Origin of the sequence: Pseudomonas sp. S44 (assembly GCF_016624805.1) — a bacterium.
In the GTDB taxonomy this organism is placed as follows: Bacteria; Pseudomonadota; Gammaproteobacteria; order Pseudomonadales; family Pseudomonadaceae; genus Aquipseudomonas; species Aquipseudomonas machongensis.
Window position 1 is genome coordinate 86,053 of sequence record NZ_JACVTY010000019.1, and the last position, 17,129, is coordinate 103,181.

At 63.6% G+C, this 17,129-nt stretch carries 19 protein-coding genes and 1 pseudogene; 14 read left to right on the plus strand and 6 right to left on the minus strand.

Going from position 1 to position 17,129, the window contains the following annotated elements; all coding sequences use genetic code 11:
• Positions 1-537 precede the first annotated feature (537 nt).
• The 8 genes from IAE40_RS15635 to IAE40_RS15670 are packed head-to-tail and all read left to right on the plus strand — an operon-like array spanning position 538 to position 6,619.
• Positions 538-1,734 carry a PepSY-associated TM helix domain-containing protein gene (locus IAE40_RS15635; RefSeq protein WP_054893236.1) on the plus strand — a complete coding sequence of 399 codons (1,197 nt, stop codon included), beginning with the start codon at positions 538-540 and terminating at the stop codon, positions 1,732-1,734.
• Entirely contained in the window at positions 1,731-2,273 is a 543-nt protein-coding gene (locus IAE40_RS15640; RefSeq protein WP_153775003.1) for a thiamine pyrophosphate-binding protein, read from the plus strand. Before IAE40_RS15635 ends, IAE40_RS15640 begins: the two co-directional genes overlap by 4 nt.
• On the plus strand, positions 2,273-2,593 hold the full coding sequence (locus IAE40_RS15645; RefSeq protein ID WP_200603498.1) for a hypothetical protein: 321 nt from the start codon (positions 2,273-2,275) through the stop codon (positions 2,591-2,593). The genes IAE40_RS15640 and IAE40_RS15645 overlap by 1 nt, the downstream gene beginning before the upstream one ends.
• Positions 2,590-3,159, plus strand: coding sequence for a DUF6162 family protein (locus IAE40_RS15650; protein ID WP_125930178.1), 570 nt, complete (start codon positions 2,590-2,592; stop codon positions 3,157-3,159). The genes IAE40_RS15645 and IAE40_RS15650 overlap by 4 nt, the downstream gene beginning before the upstream one ends.
• A gap of 16 nt (positions 3,160-3,175) precedes the next feature.
• A complete protein-coding gene (locus IAE40_RS15655) occupies positions 3,176-4,078 on the plus strand; it encodes a metal ABC transporter substrate-binding protein (protein ID WP_054893232.1) in 903 nt (300 codons plus the stop codon).
• Positions 4,075-4,821 carry a metal ABC transporter ATP-binding protein gene (locus tag IAE40_RS15660; RefSeq protein ID WP_054893231.1) on the plus strand — a complete coding sequence of 249 codons (747 nt, stop codon included), beginning with the start codon at positions 4,075-4,077 and terminating at the stop codon, positions 4,819-4,821. Before IAE40_RS15655 ends, IAE40_RS15660 begins: the two co-directional genes overlap by 4 nt.
• On the plus strand, positions 4,821-5,720 hold the full coding sequence (locus tag IAE40_RS15665; RefSeq protein WP_200603499.1) for a metal ABC transporter permease: 900 nt from the start codon (positions 4,821-4,823) through the stop codon (positions 5,718-5,720). Before IAE40_RS15660 ends, IAE40_RS15665 begins: the two co-directional genes overlap by 1 nt.
• Positions 5,717-6,619, plus strand: a complete 903-nt coding sequence (locus tag IAE40_RS15670; RefSeq protein ID WP_200603500.1) for a metal ABC transporter substrate-binding protein — start codon at positions 5,717-5,719, stop codon at positions 6,617-6,619. Before IAE40_RS15665 ends, IAE40_RS15670 begins: the two co-directional genes overlap by 4 nt.
• 724 nt (positions 6,620-7,343) lie before the next feature.
• Here the strand turns inward: IAE40_RS15670 and IAE40_RS15675 are convergent.
• From IAE40_RS15675 to IAE40_RS15685, 3 genes and pseudogenes are all read right to left on the minus strand, one after another.
• Positions 7,344-7,562 (minus strand): annotated as a pseudogene (locus IAE40_RS15675) (helix-turn-helix domain-containing protein); the annotation flags it as partial.
• Positions 7,563-7,715: 153 nt separating this feature from the next.
• On the minus strand, positions 7,716-8,108 hold the full coding sequence (locus tag IAE40_RS15680) for a hypothetical protein (RefSeq protein WP_200603501.1): 393 nt from the start codon (positions 8,106-8,108) through the stop codon (positions 7,716-7,718).
• A gap of 178 nt (positions 8,109-8,286) precedes the next feature.
• Entirely contained in the window at positions 8,287-9,201 is a 915-nt protein-coding gene (locus tag IAE40_RS15685; RefSeq protein ID WP_200603502.1) for an AraC family transcriptional regulator, read from the minus strand.
• A 333-nt stretch (positions 9,202-9,534) separates the two neighbouring features.
• Between IAE40_RS15685 and IAE40_RS15690 the strand changes: the two genes are divergently transcribed.
• A complete protein-coding gene (locus IAE40_RS15690) occupies positions 9,535-10,269 on the plus strand; it encodes an SDR family oxidoreductase (RefSeq protein WP_200603503.1) in 735 nt (244 codons plus the stop codon).
• A 99-nt stretch (positions 10,270-10,368) separates the two neighbouring features.
• Here the strand turns inward: IAE40_RS15690 and IAE40_RS15695 are convergent, their stop codons facing one another.
• The 3 genes from IAE40_RS15695 to nikR all read right to left on the minus strand — a co-directional run bounded on the left by IAE40_RS15695 (position 10,369) and on the right by nikR (position 12,052).
• Positions 10,369-10,920, minus strand: a complete 552-nt coding sequence (locus IAE40_RS15695; protein WP_197891516.1) for an AAA family ATPase — start codon at positions 10,918-10,920, stop codon at positions 10,369-10,371.
• 64 nt (positions 10,921-10,984) lie between these two features.
• Positions 10,985-11,536 carry a GNAT family N-acetyltransferase gene (locus tag IAE40_RS15700; protein ID WP_153775013.1) on the minus strand — a complete coding sequence of 184 codons (552 nt, stop codon included), beginning with the start codon at positions 11,534-11,536 and terminating at the stop codon, positions 10,985-10,987.
• Between the two features lie 96 nt (positions 11,537-11,632).
• Positions 11,633-12,052, minus strand: coding sequence for a nickel-responsive transcriptional regulator NikR (nikR, locus tag IAE40_RS15705; RefSeq protein WP_063544420.1), 420 nt, complete (start codon positions 12,050-12,052; stop codon positions 11,633-11,635).
• A gap of 142 nt (positions 12,053-12,194) precedes the next feature.
• Between nikR and nikA the strand changes: the two genes are divergently transcribed.
• The 5 genes from nikA to nikE are packed head-to-tail and all read left to right on the plus strand — an operon-like array spanning position 12,195 to position 17,080.
• On the plus strand, positions 12,195-13,712 hold the full coding sequence (gene nikA / locus IAE40_RS15710; protein ID WP_234465164.1) for a nickel ABC transporter substrate-binding protein: 1,518 nt from the start codon (positions 12,195-12,197) through the stop codon (positions 13,710-13,712).
• A gap of 1 nt (position 13,713) precedes the next feature.
• The gene (gene nikB / locus IAE40_RS15715) at positions 13,714-14,655 is read left to right on the plus strand and encodes a nickel ABC transporter permease subunit NikB (protein ID WP_200603505.1); all 942 of its coding nucleotides are present in this window, start codon (positions 13,714-13,716) and stop codon (positions 14,653-14,655) included.
• Positions 14,652-15,497, plus strand: coding sequence for a nickel ABC transporter permease subunit NikC (gene nikC, locus IAE40_RS15720; RefSeq protein ID WP_200603506.1), 846 nt, complete (start codon positions 14,652-14,654; stop codon positions 15,495-15,497). The genes nikB and nikC overlap by 4 nt, the downstream gene beginning before the upstream one ends.
• Positions 15,498-16,268: a nickel import ATP-binding protein NikD gene (gene nikD / locus IAE40_RS15725; protein WP_325167282.1), complete on the plus strand. Its 771-nt coding sequence runs from the start codon at positions 15,498-15,500 to the stop codon at positions 16,266-16,268. It begins immediately after the preceding gene.
• Entirely contained in the window at positions 16,265-17,080 is an 816-nt protein-coding gene (nikE, locus tag IAE40_RS15730; RefSeq protein ID WP_200603507.1) for a nickel import ATP-binding protein NikE, read from the plus strand. The genes nikD and nikE overlap by 4 nt, the downstream gene beginning before the upstream one ends.
• Positions 17,081-17,129 lie beyond the last annotated feature (49 nt).

Sequence of the window (17,129 nt, forward strand, 5' to 3'; positions counted from 1 at the left end):
TACGAAACGGATACATCTTGCAAAAAGTTAGGTTTTGGGGGGCGCTGGGTGGTGCTCGAGGCGCGTGAATATCCGATTTGGGGGGCGACGTGGAGTCACCTTTTCGCCCTTACGGCGACCTACTTTTTTTCTTGGAAAAAAGTAGGCAAAAACCGCCTGCTCCCACATACGGCCCCTGCGCTGCGCTCCGGGGTTCCCTCGCGCCGGCGCCTTCCGGGCCTTCGCGGACTCCGACTTGCTGCGCAAGTCTACATCTCGCGACTTCGGCGGGACGCCGAAGGGCGCTGCGCGCCAGGGCCCTACAGACGCCTCTGCTCGGCCTCCTGAGGTCGCGATTGATGGTGTCTGGGATATCGCGCGCTTAGAAGCAAGAGCAAGAGCAAGAGCAAGAGCAAGAGCAAGAGCAAGAGCAAGAGCGGGTTTGAAACATTTGCTTGCATTTGAGGCTTCAGGTTTTTGATTCTCATTCGTCCTATTAATTGCAGCCTTCAAGGTTGAGACGAAACTCGACCGCAATTTTCCTCAGAAGAACGACTGATGGCCCGACAAATTAAAAAATCCAAGTCCAAACTGTGGTTTCTGGTGCACAGTTGGCTTGCCCTGCCGATCTGGTTCTTTGTACTGATCGTCTGCTTCACCGGGATGCTTGCGGTGGTCAGCCAGGAGATCGTCTGGCTGGCGAACCCCGACGTGCGTGCCAGCCAACCGGACGACAACGCCGAACGGCTGAGCTTCCAGCAGGTCTTGAGCGCGTTGAACAAGGCCGAACCGGACATGGCGGTGCGCTTCATCAGCCAGCCGGATGGCTCGCACTTCGCCCTCGAAGCGGCAGTCACCTACCCCGACGGCACGTCGCCGACGCTCTACGTCAACCCCTACACCGGCGCCATCCAGGGCAAGACCCCCGACTTCAACTTCCAGGCCTTCACCCGCGCGCTGCACGGCTGGTGGCTGGTGCCGTTCACCAACGGCTATAGCTGGGGCTGGTACCTGGTGTCGTTGCTTGGCCTGCCGATGCTCGCTTCGCTGGTCACAGGGCTCGTGGTGTACAAGAAATTCTGGCGCGGATTCTTCAAGCCGGTACGCACACAGCACGGCTCGCGGATCTTTTGGGGTGACCTGCACCGCCTGGCCGGGGTGTGGTCGATCTGGTTCATCGCGGTGATTTCGATCACCGGCACCTGGTTCCTGATCCAGGCCATTCTGGGCGACAACCACGTCACCATTTCCACCGAGCCGATCGTGCCGGTCATCGCTCGCGAACAGGTGCCACAGAGCCCCGACGGCAATCCGGTGCCGCGTATCGACCTGGATGAGGCCGCCCGCATCGCCCAGGAGGCCATCCCCGGCCTGGACATCAGCTTCATCACCCTGCCGGCCACCGCCTACAGCCATATCAGCATGGGCGGGCGTGGCTGGTACCCGTTGATGTTCCAGACCGCCGAGGTCAACCCGTACACCCGCAACGTCGACAGCCAGTTCCTGCTCGGCGACCGCTCGACCCTGGAGTTCGTCACCGAATCCATGCGCCCGCTGCACACCGGTGACTTCGGTGGCCTGCCGATCAAGCTGATCTGGTTCTTCTTCGGCCTGGTGCTCACCCTGATGGTGCTCAGTGGCCTGCTGATCTGGACCAAGCGCACCGCCCAGGCCACCGCCGCGGCCCTCAAGCGCAGCGAGCGTCCGGCGCGCGTGCGCAGGCATGAAGACACCCCCGTGGAGGCCCAGCCATGAGCCAGACCCAGACTCAAACCCTGCCGCCCAGCGGCTTGAAGCAGTGGTGGCTGAAATGGCGCTTCCACATCAACATCCTGCTGATCCTCATCCCGCTGGGCTTCATGCCCAAGTACTTCGCCGATGCCAGCCTGTTCCGCGGTGACAGCGGCCTGGGCGCCAACGTGGTCAAGGATATCCAGGTCGACCGCTGGCGCCTGGACCTGGCCGAGTTGCGTGACGAAGCGCCACGCGCCGACGGCCCGGCCGGGCACTTCAAGGTGTTCAACGCTGCGCTCTGCCAGACGTGCACCGAGGGCGCCAAGGCCATCTACCTGCGCATCGGCAAGCCGCGCAACCTGCGCGCCGCCGGCTCGATCTTCTTCGGCTCACCCTACCGCATGAGCACCTCGCTGCCGATCCCGCCCCGCACCCGCCCAGACGCCGAGATCTGGATCACCATCGAAGGCTGGGACGGCAGCATGCACCAGGCATCCGTACCGCTGGCCAAGGCATCGCCGGCCACCGTCGCCTGGCTCGAGAAACAAGGAGGCAAATGATGAAACACCTGTTGCGCAGGCTTGCCCTGCCCCTGCTGACCTTCACCGCCCTGCCGGCATTGGCGCACAACCCGATGTGCGACTGCGTATCGGTGGCGGGTGATCAGATCAAGTGCACCGGCGGCTTCTCCGACGGTAGCGGCGCGCCGGGCGTGACGCTGGATGTGATCGGCTACGACGAGCAAGTACTGGTCGGCGGCAAGCTCGGCAACGACTCGACCCTCACCTTCAAGCGCCCCGACGGCGAGTTCTACGTGCTGTTCGACGCCGGCCCCGGTCACGTGGTGGAAGTCGACCATGCCGATATAGGCGCGCCATGAGCCGCGCCCAGGTCATCCGCCCGGCCGGCGCCGGACATGAAACCCTCTATGTACTGCTGGCTGCGCTGCTGATCGCCGCCGTCGCCGCGACCGTGGTCGGGCTGCGTGGTGAACGGGTCGACGAACAGACCATCGCCAGCCACCAGATCGACGCTCGCCGTGACCTCAACGCCGCCGAACAGGGCGTCTACACCGACCTGCACGTGGCCACCGAGGAAATCCTCGCCCTGCGCCAGGAAAACGGCCAGGCGCCCGCTGTGCAGGCACTGGCCGATGATGCGCTGCCGCCCTTCGTCGACGACACCAGCAGTGCCAGCCGGGGCCGCCATCAGTGGCAGTGGCTGGCCAGTGGCGCCTACCTGGGCTCGAGCCAGGACGCCGACGTTGCCGGCAGCTTCCTGTTGATCCTGCCGCAGGCCGACACCGCACCGGCCCAGGTGTGGCTGCGCCGCGACCGCAGCACCCGGGCCCCCGACGATCTTGGCCAGGCCGCGCTGATCGCCGCCGGCTGGCAGGAAATCGTCAGCCACTACGACGCCGGGGTCACCCGCGAACACCGTCACTGAACCCAAGGACCGCGCCATGCTCCGCTCCGCCCTCGCCTTTCTCCTGGCCTGCCTGCTCCCGGCACTGGCCCTGGCCGACAGCGGCAAACCGCTGCGCATCGGCATCACCCTGCACCCCTACTACAGCTACGTGAGCAATATCGTCGGCGACAAGGCCGAAGTGGTGCCGCTGATTCCCGCAGGCTTCAACCCGCATGCCTATGAACCGCGCGCCGAAGACATCAAGCGCATCGGCACCCTGGACGTGATCGTGCTCAACGGTATCGGCCACGACGACTTCGCCGATCGCATGATCGCCGCCAGCGAAAAACCCGACATCAAGACCATCGAGTCCAACCAGAACGTCCCGCTGCTTGCCGCCACCGGCATCGCCGCGCGCGGCGCTGGCAAGGTGGTCAACCCGCACACCTTCCTGTCGATCAGCGCCAGCATCGCCCAGGTCAACAACATTGCCCGCGAGCTGGGCAAGCTCGACCCGGACAACGCCAAGTTCTACACCCAGAACGCCCGCGCCTATGCCAAGCGCCTGCGCGTGCTGCGCGCCGAAGCCCTGGCCAAGGTCACCGAGGCACCGGGCGCGGAGTTTCGCGTGGCGACCATCCACGCCGCCTACGACTACCTGGTGCGCGACTTCGGCCTGGAGGTCACAGCAGTGGTCGAGCCGGCTCATGGCATCGAGCCGAGCCCGGCGCAGTTGAAGAAGACCATCGACCAGCTCAAGGCTCTGGATGTGAAGGTGATCTTCTCGGAAATGGACTTTCCCTCCGCCTACGTCGAAACCATCGAGCGCGAATCCGGGGTGAAGATCTACCCGCTGACCCACATCTCCTACGGCGAATACACCGCCGACAAGTACGAGGTGGAGATGAAGCGCAACCTCGAGACCGTGGTCAAGGCCATCCAGGAGAACCGCGCATGACCGCCGCGGCCAACCTGGTCAGCGCCCAAGGCCCGCGCATCGACTTCGCCGGCATCGACCTCACCCTTGGGCGCACGCGCATCCTCGAGCAGGTGAGCTTCAGCGTTGCCGCCGGCAGCGTGCATGCCATCGTCGGCCCCAATGGTGGCGGCAAGAGCTCGCTGATCAAGACCCTGCTCGGGCAGATGCCGCATCAGGGACAGTTGACCCTGCACTGGCCCAGCGAACGCGAGGTGATCGGCTATGTGCCCCAGGCACTGGAGTTCGACCGTGGCCTGCCGATGACCGTCGACGACTTCATGGCCGCCATGTGCCAGCAGCGCCCGGCGTTCCTCGGGCTATCGCGCCGCGTGCGACCCGACATCGACGCCGCCCTGGCCAAGGTCGGCATGCTCGACAAGCGCAAGCGGCGCATGGGCGCGCTGTCCGGCGGCGAGCGCCAGCGTGTGCTGCTGGCCCAGGGGCTGATCCCGGAGCCGCAGCTGCTGGTGCTGGACGAACCCATGTCGGCACTGGATGAAGCCGGTATCCAGGTGTTCGAGCAACTGCTGCACGGCTGGCGCCAGGCCGGCACCACGGTGCTGTGGATCGAGCACGACCTTGAAGCGGTACTGCGCCTGGCCGACCGCGTCACCGGGCTGAGCCGCAAGCTGCTGTTCGACGCCCCGCCCGCACAGGCCCTGACCCCGGAGCGCCTGCTCGGGCTGTTCTCCGTCCACCCGCGCAGCGAGAGCCTTGCCTGATGAGTTATGAAGCCTTCCGCCAACTGGTCCAGCAATGGGCCACCGCTGGCTACCTGCCCGAGGCCCTGGCCTATGGGTTCGTGATCAACGCCCTGATCGCCGGCCTGATGATCGGCCCGGTGCTGGGCGGGCTCGGCACCCTGGTCGTGGTCAAGCGCTTTGCCTTCTTCTCCGAGGCCGTCGGCCACGCCGCCCTCACGGGCGTGGCCATCGGCATCCTGCTCGGCGAGCCCTATACCGGGCCCTACGGCAGCCTGTTCGGCTACTGCCTGCTGTTCGGCATCCTGCTGAACTTCCTGCGCAACCGCACCGGCCTTTCGCCAGACACCCTGATCGGCGTGTTCCTCTCCGTCTCGCTGGCCCTGGGCGCCAGCCTGCTGCTGATGCTGGCCGGCAAGATCAACGTGCACATCCTCGAGAACGTGCTGTTCGGCTCGGTGCTCACCGTCAGCCCTCACGACCTGCTGGTGCTCGGTATCGTCGCCGTACTGGTGCTGGCCCTGGCCCTGCCGCTGTACAACCGCATCATCCTCGCCAGCTTCAACCCACAGCTGGCGGCGGTGCGCGGCGTAGCGGTGAAGACCCTCGACTACCTGTTCGTGGTGCTGGTGACCCTGGTGACCGTGGCCTCGGTGAAGGTGATCGGCGCCATCCTGGTCGGTGCGCTGCTGGTGATCCCCGCCGCCGCCGCGCGTCTGGTCAGCCAGTCGCTCAAGGGCTTCTTCTTCGCCTCGGTGCTGATCGCCACCCTCGGCACCTTGCTCGGCATCCTGCTGCCGATCGTCTTCGACCTGCCCGTGCCCTCCGGCGCTGCAATCATCCTGGTGGCCGGTGTGTGCTTCGCCCTCGCGGCCCTCGCCCGCGCCCTCGTCCCCCGCCTGCAAGGAAACCCGGCATGAACCTCACGCTCAAACGCCTCACCCTGGCCCTGGTCCTGGCCGGCGCGCCCACCCTGGCGCTGGCCGCACAGCCCGCCAGCAGCGCCGCAGCCACGCAAGTGCTGACCACCCTGCCGGTGACCCACAGCCTCGCTGTCGCGTTGCTCGACGGCACCTCGGTGCAGCTCAAGCGCGCGGCACCGGCCAACCTTCCGGCCAGCCGCCAGCCGTCGTACTTCGAGGGACGTGGTGGCGCGAGCCTGCAGAAGGATGCACGGCAGGCCACGGCGGTGATCGGCGTGCGCTCGATCTGGCATGACGACCCGCTCTATCCCATGGCGCGGCGCAGCAACATCCGCATCGTCGAGATCGACGCCGCACGCCCGGTCGATGGCGCCCTGCCCGGTATCGCGGTGGATGGCGACAATGCCTTCGCCAGCTATCCCTGGTTGAACCCGATCAACCTCGGACGCATGGCGGATGTGGTGGCCAACGACCTGGAGCGCCTGTCCCCCGCCGACAAGGACAAGATCCAGGCCAACCTGGCCGGGCTCAAGCGACAGATGCTCGAGCTGACGTCCAGCAGCCAGACGCGCCTGGCCGAGGCGGATAACCTCAGCGTGGTGAGCCTGTCGGAGCGGTTGGGGTATCTGGCCAGCGGGTTGAACCTGGATGTGGTGTCGCAGGCACTGCCGGCAGATGGCAAGTGGGACGAAGCGGCGCTGAAGGCGCTGGGAGAGACCCTCAAGACGCAGGATGTGGCGTTGGTGTTGCACCATCGTCAGCTTGAACCAGAGGTGCTCAAGGTGATCGAGGCTGCAGGCGCCAGGTGGGTGGTGGTCGACAGCGATCCGGAGGATACCGTGGTGGGATTGAAGAATAGTGTCGATGAAGTTGTGAAGATATTGGTAAAAGGTTGAAGGAGGCGTGGCGGGATTGTTTTTTTGGTTTAGGCCAGACCATTGCAGTGCCGGATGCCCGCCCTTATTAAAAGCCCGAATTAATGCAAATTCGGGCAATGCAAGATCATCAGCTGCCTCGCTTCAAATGTTGTCGGAGCGGGGCTTTTAAGTGTTCACAGGCCCGATGATAATCGTGACCGGCTCTGAGAGATTACCGTCGTCTGAAACCGGATCAAACCACCCGCACTGCAGTTGATGAGCGCCATTAGGGCCCAAACTGGAATCTGGAACATGAAGAATAACCGGAGCAACCCAGTCCTCAGACACCGGAACCCGAAGCACTTCATTAACGTCAAGAAAAACCACAATATCATCACCAGGGAGTGCTCCCTTGATGGGTCTCACTTTTAACTGAAGACCGGAAGACCTGTCCGGCAAATAATACTGAACGTTCAAGGCCTCGGGCAGTGGAAGATCATAGGCTCTCATTGCAACCTCACCAAATAGGGAATTGAAAAGTTATAGCTCCCAGCCTCCAACCTGGCACTCAACGAACGCTGCACAGATAATCGAATCTTTGGAGAGTTAGCGTCCCCAAAGTAAAACCACCGAGTAGAGGTACAGACCAGAAACTGTACTTAGCTATATCACACGCTTTAACTCTTGCGCACCTGACAAAATTATCAGGTAACTTCCCACCAAGGCCTGCTCATCCAACATGCTTGTCTGAGCCAAGCACGCCCTATGTCTGGCGAACCAAGCCGATATCCCTGGACGGCGCACACCCAAACTGGCGACTGTCCTCGCGGCTGAACTGCAACGGGCTTTCATAGCCGACCCGGTAACAGGCGCTCGACACATCCAACCCCTTCCCCAACATCAGCCGCCGAGCCTCCTGCAGGCGCAGTTGCTCCTGATACTGCAACGGGCTCATGGCGGTGACGGCCTTGAAACGGTGGTGCTTGTGAAGGAGCAGTGGCGGGATTGTTTTGTGATTAGAGACCAGACCATTGCAGTGCCGAGTGCACTGCCTTATTAAAAGCCCGACTCAATATAAATTCGGGCAATTTTAAAACCATCACCTCCCCGCTTCAAATATTGTCGAGCGGGGTTCTTAAGTGCTCATAGGTCCGATGATGATCGTGACCGGGTCTGAGGGGTAACTATCTTCTGAAAACCGATCAGACACCGCATACTGCAGTTGATAAACACCATTAGGGGACAAACTAGAATCTGGAATATTAAAAATAAGCGGCACAACCCAGTCCGCAGGTACCGGCACCCGAAATATTAAATTCTGATCCAGATAAACCAAGATATCATCATGAACGCGTGCTTCACTGACGGGGTTCACTTTTAACTGAAGGCCGGAAGACCTGTCCGGCAAATAATACTGAACATTCCCTGCCTCGGGCGGTGGAAGGTTATTTTTTTTCATTGCAACCTCACAAAATAGAAAAAAATTAAAACCCTTAGCTTCCAATCTGGCACTCAACGAACGCTGCACAGACAGTCGAAACTTTGGGAAGTTGGCGCCCCAAAGCATTCCTACGGAGTAGGTATATAGATCAGAAACTGCACCTAGCTATATCACACGCCTTAACGCTTGCGCACCTGACAAAATTATCAGGTAACTTCCCGCCGGGGCCTGCTCATCCAACATGCTTTTCTGGGCCAAGCACGCCCTACGTCCTGCGAACCAAGCCGATATCCCGAGACGGCGCACACCCAAACTGGCGGCTGTACTCGCGACTGAACTGCGACGGGCTTTCATAGCCGACCCGGTAACAGGCGCTCGACACATCCAGCCCCTCCCCCAACATCAGCCGCCGGGCCTCCTGCAGGCGCAATTGCTTCTGGTACTGCAACGGGCTCATGGCGGTGACGGCCTTGAAACGGTGGTGCAAGGTCGAGCTCCCCAGGTTCGCGATCCGCGCCAGCTCTTCGATGCGCAGCGGCTGGGTGTAGTGGTTGTTCAACCAATCGATGGCCTTGCTCACGCGCCGGGTCTGCGAGTCGCCCATGGCCAGCTCGTACAGCCGACGCCCATGCACGCCTCGCAGCAGGCGGTAGTGCAGTTCGCGCAGTGCCAATGGCGCGAGCATGCCGATATCCCGTGGCGACTCCAGCAACCGCACCAGGCGCAACATGGTTTCCAGCAGCGACACATCGATCTGCTCGAGAAAAAGCCCGCGCTCGGGCTCATCCGGTACGCCCGCAGGCGGCGCATCGGCGATCACCTGGGCAAGCTCGGTCGGCTCGAAGTCCAGGCGAATGCACAGGTAAGGCGCCTGCGCGCTGGCCGTCAGCACCCGACCAGACACCGGTAGCGTCACCGACACCACCAGGTAGTTGAGGGGGTCGTACAGATAACGGTCCTCGCCCAGGCCCACCTCTTTCTGCCCCTGCACGATCAGGCACAGCGCCGGTTTGTGCACGGTATGGATGATGTCTGACGGCGCATCCATTCGAATCACGTGCAGCGGCGCGATGGCGGTTTCGTAAACGCCCGGAGCGGTAAAGCGCTCGGTCAGCGAGCGGACGAGTTCACCACGGTACAAGGCAGTGGTTTGCAGGAGAAAAGCATCGTTATGCGCCATTCAAGGGCTCTCGCATGTTGGAATTCGGCGTTGTATCACGGTCTTGGTGTGACGGCAGACCATGGGGCTACCTGGCGGCGTCGTCAGGGCCAGGCACCCATTGTCCCCCGCGAAAAACACCTGCGTTAGGTCGAAACTGCCGTCGAGTTGCCTGATCCTTCCGTTCCGGCGCGCAGCATGGGGCTGTGCGGATCACCGACACGAATAGGCAAAGGTCGCGCAGGTTTCGGCACGCACCGAACCGCCTCACAACCTTAGTCTTTTCTCCGTACCCAGCAGGAACGTCTGCTCTCCCTGCAGACGCCTGAACCTTCATGTACAGGAGATATGCACATGTCCAACATCAACGACAAAGTCGTGCTGGTCACCGGCGCCAGCAGCGGCATCGGTGAAGCCGCCGCCAGGCTGATCGCTGCCAAGGGCGCTCACGTGGTACTCGGCGCCCGCCGTATGGATCGCCTGCAACAGCTGGTGAGTGAAATCCGCGCCGAAGGCGGCTCGGCAAGTGCCCGCGCACTGGACGTGACCGACCTCGACTCCATGCACGCCTTCGTCGAATTTGCCAAGGCGCAGCATGGCAAGGTCGATGTGATCATCAACAATGCCGGGGTAATGCCACTGTCGCCACTGAGTTCGCTGAAGGTCGAGGAATGGAACCGGATGCTCGACGTCAACGTGCGCGGCGTACTGCACGGCATCGCCGCGGTGCTCCCGGGCATGGAAGCGCAGGGGCATGGTCAGGTCATCAACATCTCGTCGATCGGCGGGCTCTCGGTCTCCCCCACCGCCGCCGTGTATTGCGCGACCAAGTACGCCGTCCGGGCGATCTCTGATGGCCTTCGCCAGGAAACCGACAAGATCAGGGTGACGGTGGTGTGCCCTGGGGTGGTGGAATCGGAGCTGGCCGACACCATCACCGACGACACTGCCCGCGAGGCCATGAGGACGTTCCGGCGCGTGGCGCTGGAGGCCGATGCGATTGCACGGGCGCTGGTCTATGCCATCGAGCAGCCGGATGATGTGGATGTCAGTGAGCTCGTGGTGCGGCCGACTGCCAGTCCTTATTGAGGACGCCTGAGCGAAGGGGTGTGGGTCGATGGGGTGGATGCAGAAAGCTGTTCATGAGGCGTCCGCCGCCGACTGTTACAGGCTATCGAGCTGATCTTCTCAGCGCTGCTGACTACACCGCTCAACCCGCCCCTTCAGCGGCTCCATGCTTGCGAGAAAAGCCCTGGTATCCCGGTTGGAGCGCAAGCACACCACCCGGCAACCCGCGGGTGCGCTCGCCGCAAGTTGCGCCATCTTCATTCGCGCCGAGCGTCTGGTCTGCCACATGAACTTGAAGAACGCCGGTAAGTTGGCCAGCCGCTCCGGGCAGTCGTGCGGCAGGTCCGGCCGGGACTGCCCGTGATAACGCAGCGCTCTGCTCAGCACCCGCCAGAATCGCAGCGACGCCGACCGATCGATCCAGATCAGAAGATCCGCACGAGCCAGTCGATTGCTCCAGGTGGTTGAATGGCCACCTTCGAATATCCAGCGATCACGCGCCTCGACCTCATGGCACAACCGTGTCTTCTCGTCTCGGCTTCGCTCGACCCAACCGGGCTGCCAGTGAATGGTGTCGATGTGCACGACCGGCAGCCCCGTGCATTCGCCAAGTTTGCGCGCCAAGGTGCTCTTCCCGGAGCCGGGTTGGCCGACAATCATGATCCGTTGCATCGAAGCTCCTTTTCGCCATGCCTGTTGAATGGGGCGCGCGATTCTACGGAAATGTCCGGCAGCGTCAACCCAAGGAGCGGGCGAGCCAATCACGGCGTGTCATCTCCCATATCTCGACCTCAAGCGGCCCGGAGACGAAATGCCCGTCGCGCCTGTCCACCAGGCGCATGCCTTCATGCTCCGACACTTTTCGAGAGGCGTGATTGGCAACGGCCTTGGGTACCTGCATGACGGGGCGAGACAATGTCTCGAACCAATAGGCGTTGGCCACCCCGCAGGCTTCGCGCATGTAGCCCTGCCCCCACCACTGCGGCGCAAGCCAGAAACCCCGGTTGTTCCCGGGTTGGTCGTACAGGCTGATGCTGCCGATGATGGGTTGCTCTGCGCCTCGCAGGCGGATCATCCAGTGCCATTCACGGCCCGCCGCCATGGCCGGTAACGCCATGTCACGCACGTAGACCAACGCGCCGTCTTGCGGATAGGGCCAGGGCACACGGCGATCGAGATAACGGACCACCTCCCACTGGGGAAACAACTGCTGGATCGCTGGCGCGTCTTCCAGTTGAAGGGGGGTGAGCACAAGGCGTTCTGTATACAGCGTCGCGAGGCAATCCATGGCGTTCGTTCCTGAGTACCGTTATGCCGGGGCCTTGATGGTCCGGGATTGAACCGCCGGTGTCGAGCGCAGAAGGGATGAGTCAGCTCGACGCATTCATCGCGTCGTTGCAGGGGGCAGTGGCGCCGGTATCACTTGCACCTGTCCATGCTCCACCCCGCGCTCGACCATCAATTGACGCGACAACTCGCCGATACGCCCACTGGGGCCCTGAAGCACCGAAACCTCCAGGCAATGCCCCGCATCCAGGTGTACGTGCAGCGTCGAGCGGGTCAGGTCGTGGTGCGCGTGCAATGTCTGGTTGAGGCGCTTGGGAAGCTCACGCGTGGTGTGGTCATACAAGTAGCTGACCACCGCCACGCAGGGGTCATCTTCCGGCAAGGCTTCGGCTTCGCGCAGGCCGTTGCGCAGCAGGTCGCGGATGGCCTCCGATCGCCCTTGATAGCCCTGCGTTTCAACCCGTCGATCGATCAGACCGAGCAGCTCTTCATCCAGAGTGATGGTGATCCGTTGCATTTTCACTTCCAGTAAGATGATTTTTTATAGACATCATACCCACCGCTCTTTAGCCTACGGCCTCCATCGAAGTGGGGGACGCAGTGTGAAGCAGCAGCCTGGCAAACGAAAGCCTGCCCTGTGGGGCATTGTTCTTCTCGCGATGAGCGCCTTCGCGCAGGCAGCCGCCCCCACGGCGCCGGGTCAGACACTGGTGTACTCCTGGCCGGTCAACGCCGGCCCCATCGAGCCACGCGGATACGCGCCGAATCAGATGTACGCCCAGGCCATGGTCTACGAACCGCTGGTGCGCTACACCCACGCAGGCACCGTCGAGCCGTGGCTGGCGACGGGCTGGAAAGTGTCCGAGGACGGCAAGACCTACACCTTCACCTTGCGCGACGGCGTGCGTTTCAGCGACGGTACGCCGTTCGATGCCGCGGCCGCCAAGGCCAACCTGGATGCGGTCCTGGCCAACAGCCAACGCCACCGCTGGATGGAGCTGGTCAGCACCCTCGACCATGTCGAGGCCCCCGATCACCTGACCTTGCGCCTGGTGCTCAAGCACCCTTACTACCCGACGCTGATGGAGCTGGCCCAGGTCCGCCCGATGCGCTTCGGCGCCCCCGCTGCCAAGCCTGGCCAGCCAGTCGGGACCGGGCCCTGGATGCGGGTCGAGTCGCGCCTGGGCGAGTTCGACCGCTTCGTGCGCAACCCTTTCTACTGGGGGCCGCAACCGGCCTACGGCGAAGTCATGGTGAAGGTCATTCCCGACCCCAACAGCCGCGCTTTGGCCTTGCAGGCCGGTGAAATCGAGCTGATCCAGGGTGCCGCCGGCGAGATCAGCGCCGCCACCTTCGTGCGCCTGCGCGACCAGGGCTACGCCACTGCCCTGTCGGCGCCGTTGGCTACCCGCACGCTGGCCATGAACACCGGCCGTGGCGCCACGCGCGACCTGGCGGTGCGCCAGGCGATCAACGAGGCGGTGGACAAGCAGGCGATCATCGACAAGATCCTCTACGGCCTGGAACCGCGGGCTGACACCCTGTTCGCCAGCAACATGCCGTACTCGGACATCGGCCTGAAACCTTATCCATACGACCCTGCACAGGGCAGGCAGGCGCTGGAGTCCGCAGGCTGGACACTGGCTCCCGGTGCCAGCGTGCGCAGCAAGGGCGGTGAGCCGCTGTCGATCGAGCTGGTGTTCCTCGGCACCAGTGCCTTGCAGAAAAGCCTGGCTGAAGTCCTGCAGGGCGAGTTGGCCAAGGTCGGTATCCATGTCGAGTTGCGGGCAGTTGAAGAAGGCGCCCTGGTGCGGCGCCAGCGCGAGGGTGACTTTGACATGATCTTCGCCGACACCTGGGGCGCCCCGTACGATCCGCATTCGTTCGTCAGCTCCATGCGTTATGCCGGCCACGCCGACTACATGGCCCAGCGGGGGTTGGCGATGAAGGATGAACTGGACCGGCGCATCGGCCAGGTGCTGGCCAGCACCGACGAGCAACAACGCGCCGAGCAGTACCGCTTCATCCTGACCACCCTGCACGAGCAGGCGGTGTACTTGCCCATCTCCCACCTCACCGCCATCAGCATGCACCGCGATTCGGTCGATCACGTCGAATTCGGCAGCACCTTGTTCGATGTGCCCTTCGAGGCCATGACCCCCAAGCAGGCCCACTGACATGCTGCGCTACATTCTGCTGCGTCTGGTATTGCTGGCCCCGGTGATGCTCGGTGTGTCGCTGCTGGTGTTCGTGTTGCTGCACCTGGGCAGCACGGACCCGGCCCTGGATTACCTGCGCCTGTCGCACATCCCGCCGACAGATGCAGCCATCGCCGAAGTGCGCCATGCCCTGGGCCTGGATCGGCCCTTGTACGAGCAGTACCTGAACTGGCTGTGGAAGGCGTTGCATCTGGATTTCGGTGTTTCCTACCTGACCGGCCGACCGGTACTGGACGACCTGTTGTACTACCTGCCGGCGACCCTTCAACTGGGCGGACTGGCGCTGGCCTGCACGTTGTTGCTGTCGATCCCGCTGGGGCTCATGGCCGCGCGCTGGCAGGGTCGCTGGCCCGACCATGCAGTCCGGGCGGTGACTTTCCTGGGCGTGTCGATGCCCAATTTCTGGCTGGCGTTCCTGTTGATCGCACTGTTCTCGCTGTCGCTGGGCTGGCTGCCGCCGCTCGGTCGAGGAGGCGCCGGGCACTTGGTGATGCCAGTACTGGCCATTGCCCTGATGTCGATGTCGATCAATGCTCGCCTGCTGCGCGCCAGCCTGCTCGAAGCCAGCGGCCAGCGCCATGTCACCTACGCCCGCGCCCGGGGCCTGCCCGAACGCCGGGTGTGGCGCGACCACGTGCTGCGCAACGCCTGGCTGCCGTTCGTCACCGCCACTGGCATGCACGTGGGCGAACTGATCGGCGGAGCACTGGTGATCGAGACCATCTTCGCCTGGCCCGGCGTGGGGCGCTTTGCCGTCTCGGCGGTGCTCAACCGCGATTTTCCGGTGATGCAGTGCTTCACCCTGCTGCTGACCGGCCTGTTGATGGTCTGCAACCTGGTCGTGGACGTGTGCTACGCCTGGCTCGACCCACGCAGCCGGCTGGAGGGCGCACGCGCATGAGTACGCTCTGGGCAATTCGTCGGCCGGCCGTGTCCGGCCATGCGGGACTGGTCCTGGGCCTGGTGCTGGTTGGCCTGCTGGCGGTACTGGCCGTGTTCGGCCAGTGGCTGACCCCGCACGACCCCGATCTGGTCGACCTCGGCCAGCGCCTCATGCCACCCGATGCCAGCCACTGGCTGGGCACCGATCACCTGGGCCGCGACCTGCTGTCGCGCTTGATCGTCGGTACCCGCCTGTCGCTGGGCAGCGTGATGTTGACCCTGGCCCTGGTACTGGCGCTCGGGCTCGCCGTGGGCGGCCTCGCGGGCTTTGTCGGCGGGCGCACCGACCTGCTGCTGATGCGCCTGTGCGACATGTTCATGACCTTTCCGACCCTGGTGCTGGCGTTCTTCTTCGTCACGCTGCTCGGTACCGGCCTGACCAACGTGATCATCGCCATCGCGTTGTCCCATTGGGCATGGTATGCGCGCATGGTGCGCGGCATGGTGATTGCCCAGCGTGGTCGTGAATACGTGCTGGCCTCGCGCCTGGCCGGTGCCTCGCGCAGCACCCGCCTGCGCCAGCACGTGCTGCCGAACATCGCAGGCCCCCTGCTGGTACTGGCGACCATGGACATCGGCCACATGATGCTGCACGTCTCGGGCCTGTCGTTTCTCGGCCTGGGTGTGGCACCGCCTACGGCCGAGTGGGGCGTGATGATCAACGATGCCAAGGAGTTCATCTGGAGCCACCCCCACCTGCTGCTGTTGCCGGGGCTGATGATCTTCTTCTCGGTGATGGCCTTCAACCTGCTGGGCGACGCACTGCGCGACCGCCTCGACCCGACCCGGGAGCACCACTAGATGATGCCAGCGACCCTCGAAATCCAGGACCTGCGCATAGCGTCCCACGCCGGTTTGCTGGTGCATGGCGTCGACCTGCAGTTGCGCCGCGGCGAGGTCTGCGCACTGGTCGGGGCCAGTGGTTCGGGCAAGTCCCTGAGCTGCCTGGGCATGCTTGACCTTTTGCCTGCCGGCCTTGTGCGTACCCAGGGCCAGCTGCTGCTCGACGGCCAACCGGTGAGCGCCGCCCAGGTGCGTGGCCGCCTGGCCGGTCTGGTGCTGCAGAACCCGCGCAGTGCCTTCAACCCGGTAAGCAGCATGGCCAGCCACGGGCTCGAAACCCTTCGCCAGCACGGTATCACCGGCGCCGCCGCTCGCGAGCGCATGGCCGACTGCCTGGCGGCCGTGGGCCTGACGGATCACGCCCGCGTGCTGCAAGCGTTCGCCTTCCAGCTCAGCGGCGGCATGCTGCAGCGCATGATGATCGCCTTGGCGCTGATGGCCGAAACTCCGTTCCTGCTGGCCGACGAGCCCACCAGCGATCTCGACGCGGTAAGCCAGGCACGCTTTCTCGACGTGCTGATGGAGCTGGTTGGACGGCATGGCCTCGGGGTGCTGCTGGTGACCCATGACATGGGGGTGGTGGCGCGCTGCGCCGATCAGGTAGCGGTGATGGATGCCGGCCGCATCGTCGAGCGCCAAGCCGTGCATGCACTGTTCGACCGCCCTGTCAGCGACACTGCTCGCACCTTGCTCGAAGCCCATCGAATCCTCTGCGGAAGCCGACCATGAGCCTGCTGCATGTCCAGCAACTGAGTCATCGCTACCGCACCGGCGGCTTGCTGCGAAAACGCGGCTGGCTGCAGGTGCTCGACGGTATCGACCTGCAACTTCAAGCGGGCGAATCCATTGGCTTGCTGGGCTGCAGCGGCAGTGGCAAGAGCACCCTCGCCCGCCTGCTGCTCGGGCTCGAAACTCCGAGCCAGGGGCAGGTCACCTTCGCCGGGCAGGCGGTAAGCCAACTGCGCGGCGAACAGGCACGAGCCTTCCAGCGGACCGTGCAGTTGGTGTTCCAGGACGCGCCGGGGGCATTCAATCCACAGCGCAGCATCGGCTGGAGCATTGCCGAGCCACTGCGGCACCTGAGCAATCTGAGTGAGACAGCCCAACGCCTACGGGCCATCGAGCTGCTGGAGCAGATGGGCCTGCACGCCGAGCATGCCGAACGCTTGCCACAGCAACTGAGCGGCGGCCAGCTACAGCGGGCCAACATCGCCCGGGCGCTGGCAATCTCGCCAAAGCTGGTGGTGCTCGACGAGGCGCTTTCAAATCTGGATCGCGTGCTGCAACTGCAACTGCTGCAACGGCTCGACACACTGCGTCGCGACAACGGCACGGCCTTTCTGCTGATCAGCCATGACCTGAGCCTGGTGCGGTACTTCTGCCAGCGGGTTGTGGTGCTTGACGCAGGGCGCATCGTCGAGAATCGGGCTGTGGAGGGTGAACTGTCGTTCGAACATCCCGCAGGTCGCCAGTTGCAGGCCGCCGTACTGCCCGAGCGCCCGGCAAGGCGCGGCGCTCAGGTCAGCAGGTCAATTGCGTGAGGCAGTGCGCCTGATATCACGCGGATCAAGCGCGGTTTCCTCAAGACGC